This is a genomic window from Streptomyces sp. UH6 (assembly GCF_013421635.1).
Lineage (GTDB): Bacteria > Actinomycetota > Actinomycetes > Streptomycetales > Streptomycetaceae > Streptomyces > Streptomyces abyssomicinicus.
Window position 1 is genome coordinate 1 of record NZ_JACADT010000775.1, and the last position, 2,717, is coordinate 2,717.

The window sequence follows — 2,717 nt, forward strand, 5'->3', positions numbered from 1 at the left end:
ACGTGCAGGCCACCAGGCCCACCGCGGTGAGCACGGCCGCCGCGACCGTGAAGTGCAGCCGGCCGTCCGCGTCCAGGTGCGCGGCGAGGGTGCCGCCCGCCGAGCCCAGCAGCGCGCCCGCGCTCCACATGCCGTGCAGGCCCGACATGATCGACCGGTCCAGCCGGTTCTCCACCTCCACGCCGAGCGCGTTCATCACCACGTCGGCCATGCCGGAGGTGGCGCCGTAGACGAAGAGGGCCAGGCACAGCGCGAGCAGGTTCGGCGCCAGACCCGGCAGTACCAGGGAGAGGGTCCACGCCGCCAGCAGCAGGCGCAGCGAGGTCCGGGCCCCGAGCCGGTGGGAGATCCGGCCCGCCAGCGGCATGGCCAGTGAGGCACCGAGCGCCGGCATCGCCAGCGCCAGCCCGAGCTGGCCGGCGCCGACCGACGCGTGGTCGGCGACCCACGGCACACGGGAGGCGAACGATCCCGCCACGGCGCCGTGCACCGCGAACACCACGGCCACGGCATGGCGGGCACCCCGCACCTGACCAGGCCCGTAGGCCTGTCCGCCCGACGGCGTCTCGGACACGCGGTCCTCCCCGGGGTCCCTGAACGGTGCACCATGCACCGACGTGACCGTACACGTGCGCGAACGGCCGGTGTGAGCCAGTCCACACGGACGCCCTGTCTTCGGCCATGGCGGTCATGGCACACTGGGCCCGTCAGATCAATGACCAACAGCGCACTCCGGGGTCGGTGAAAATCCGAACCGGCGGTTACAGTCCGCGACCCGGCCGCCTCCAGCGGCCGGCTGACCAGGTGAAATTCCTGGACCGACGGTTAAAGTCCGGATGGGAGGCAGTGCGCGGCGGGCAGGCACATCCGTGTCGTCCGCCGGATTCGGGTATCCACCCGTGGTCGTCGTCCCTGGCCGCGCCTCGGCGTGGCCGGCAGGCGCGCACCGCGGAGGGCCGGCGTCCGGCGTGTACACCGGGCGGGCCGTGCGCCCGTGTGTCCCTGCCCTCGTCGGCAGCCCCGGAGTCCGTGCCGCCATGGCAGGAGGACCCGGGAAGTGTTCACCGGCATCATCGAAGAGCTGGGCGAGGTGACGGCCGTCGAGCAGCTCGCCGACGCCGCACGCTTCCGGCTGCGAGGCCCCGTCGTCACCGAGGGCGCCCGGCACGGCGACTCGATCGCCGTCAACGGCGTCTGCCTCACCGTCGTGGAGCACGAGGACGACGAGTTCACCGCGGACGTCATGGCCGAGACCCTCAAGCGGTCCAGCCTGGGCGCGCTGACCGTCGGCTCCCGCGTCAACCTGGAACGCCCCACCCCCGTCGGGGGCCGGCTGGGCGGGCACATCGTGCAGGGCCACGTCGACGGCACCGGCACCGTCCTGGACCGCCAGGCCTCCGAGCACTGGGAGGTCGTCCGGATCTCGCTCCCCGCCGAGCTCACCCGCTACGTGGTCGGCAAGGGCTCCATCACCGTCGACGGCATCAGCCTCACCGTCGTCGAGGCGGGCCAGGACTTCTTCACCGTCAGCCTCATCCCCACCACCTTGGCGCTCACCACCCTCGGCCTCAAGCAGGCGGGCGACCCGGTCAACCTCGAGGTCGACATCGTCGCCAAGTACGTGGAGCGCCTCTTCACGGCGGGCCGGACGGAGGACGGGGAGTGAACTGGCTCAACGCGGAGGCGTTCACGGTCCTCGGACAGCACATCATCTGGTCCGACCTGATCGGCAACACCGTGGGACTGGCCGCACTCGCCCTCGGCTGGCTGCGCAACGTCTGGACCTGGCCGCTGCAGTTGCTGTCCGGCCTGGTGCTGATCGCGGCGAACATAGCCGTCCAGCAGGGCGGCGGCGTCGGCAAGCAGCTGGTGGTCATCGCGGTGGCCGTCTGGGGCTGGCGGGCCTGGACGCTGGGCCGCAAGGCGTCCGCCGACGGCACCGTGCAGGTCCGGTTCGCCACCGGGCGTGAGCGCCTCGTGCTGGTCGCGGGCGCCGCGGCCGGCACCCTGGCGGTCGGCGGACTCTTCACCGCCTTCCCCTCCCTGTCCTGGAGCCCCTGGGCCGACGCCTACATCTTCGTCGGCACCCTGGTCGCCATGTACGCGCAGGCCAAGGGCATGGTCGAGTTCTGGTTCGCCTGGCTCCTGGTCGACCTGGTCGGCGTCCCGCTGAACTTCGCGAGCGGACTCGCCTTCTCCGGTCTCATCTACCTCGTCTACGGGGCACTCGTCCTGTGGGGCATGCGCGACTGGTGGCTGCGGTCGCGCGCCGCCCAGCGACCGACCCTGGAAGGAACGCCGGCATGACGGCACCCGCCTGGACCCCGAACCCCCGCACCGAGGACCCGGACGCCCTGATCCTCGCCCTGGACCCCGTCGAGCAGGCGATCGCCGACATCGCGGCAGGACGTCCGGTCGTGGTCGTCGACGACGAGGACCGCGAGAACGAGGGCGACCTGGTGATCGCCGCCGAGGCGGCCACCCCCGAGGTCATCGCGTTCATGATGAGCGAGTGCCGCGGTCTGATCTGCGCCCCCATGGAGGCCGCGGAGCTCGACCGGCTCCGCCTGCCGCAGATGGTGCAGGACGAGGCGAACACCGAGTCCATGAAGACCGCCTTCACCGTCTCCGTGGACGCGACCGCCGCCCACGGCGTCACCACCGGCATCTCCGCCGAGGACCGCGCCGCCACCCTGCGGCTGCTGGCCGGCGGCACG

At 72.2% G+C, this 2,717-nt stretch carries 4 protein-coding genes and 1 riboswitch; of the genes, 3 read left to right on the plus strand and 1 reads right to left on the minus strand.

Annotation, left to right across the window (positions count from 1 at the left end):
- Window positions 1–574, minus strand: a 574-nt coding sequence (locus tag HW445_RS25625; protein ID WP_180223275.1) for an MFS transporter, incomplete at its 3' end; no start/stop codon positions are given.
- Between the two features lie 149 nt (window positions 575–723).
- A riboswitch (FMN riboswitch) is annotated at window positions 724–854 on the plus strand.
- A 203-nt stretch (window positions 855–1,057) separates the two neighbouring features.
- Between HW445_RS25625 and HW445_RS25630 the strand changes: the two genes are divergently transcribed.
- From HW445_RS25630 to HW445_RS25640, 3 genes are all read left to right on the plus strand, one after another.
- Window positions 1,058–1,666, plus strand: a complete 609-nt coding sequence (locus tag HW445_RS25630) for a riboflavin synthase (protein ID WP_180223276.1) — start codon at window positions 1,058–1,060, stop codon at window positions 1,664–1,666.
- Entirely contained in the window at window positions 1,663–2,307 is a 645-nt protein-coding gene (locus HW445_RS25635) for a nicotinamide mononucleotide transporter family protein (protein ID WP_180223277.1), read from the plus strand. The genes HW445_RS25630 and HW445_RS25635 overlap by 4 nt, the downstream gene beginning before the upstream one ends.
- Window positions 2,304–2,717, plus strand: a 414-nt coding sequence (locus tag HW445_RS25640) for a 3,4-dihydroxy-2-butanone-4-phosphate synthase (RefSeq protein ID WP_180223278.1), incomplete at its 3' end; no start/stop codon positions are given. The genes HW445_RS25635 and HW445_RS25640, both read left to right, overlap by 4 nt.